The sequence below is a fragment of the Bacillus sp. AFS031507 genome, assembly GCF_002584635.1.
GTDB lineage: Bacteria > Bacillota > Bacilli > Bacillales > Cytobacillaceae > Neobacillus.
In genome coordinates, this window is record NZ_NUOW01000074.1 from 1 (window position 1) to 362 (window position 362).

3 tRNA genes are annotated in these 362 nt (G+C 46.1%); all 3 read right to left on the bottom strand.

What is annotated here, in order from left to right:
• Positions 1–20: 20 nt before the first annotated feature.
• A tRNA-Lys gene (locus COE25_RS29185) sits at positions 21–96 on the bottom strand.
• Between the two features lie 57 nt (positions 97–153).
• Positions 154–229, bottom strand: a tRNA-Thr gene (locus COE25_RS29190).
• Between the two features lie 32 nt (positions 230–261).
• Positions 262–337 (bottom strand) — tRNA-Val (locus tag COE25_RS29195).
• Between the last annotated feature and the right edge of the window lie 25 nt (positions 338–362).

A 362-nucleotide genomic window follows, 5' to 3' on the forward strand; every position in this document is an offset into this window, starting at 1 on the left:
CACCCGCATATTCATTTAAATGGTGAGCCATGAAGGACTCGAACCTTCGACCCTCTGATTAAAAGTCAGATGCTCTACCAACTGAGCTAATGGCTCATCGTAAGATGATTCTCTATTGCTTCGGCTAATATAAAACCAATGAAGCAAGAAGTATGGTGCCGGCGAGAGGACTTGAACCCCCAACCTACTGATTACAAGTCAGTTGCTCTACCAATTGAGCTACCCCGGCAAATAGTATGGAATATTATTTATAGGTAAATATGGTGGAGGATGACGGGCTCGAACCGCCGACCCTCTGCTTGTAAGGCAGATGCTCTCCCAGCTGAGCTAATCCTCCATATTTACAGCCTGGCAACGTCCTA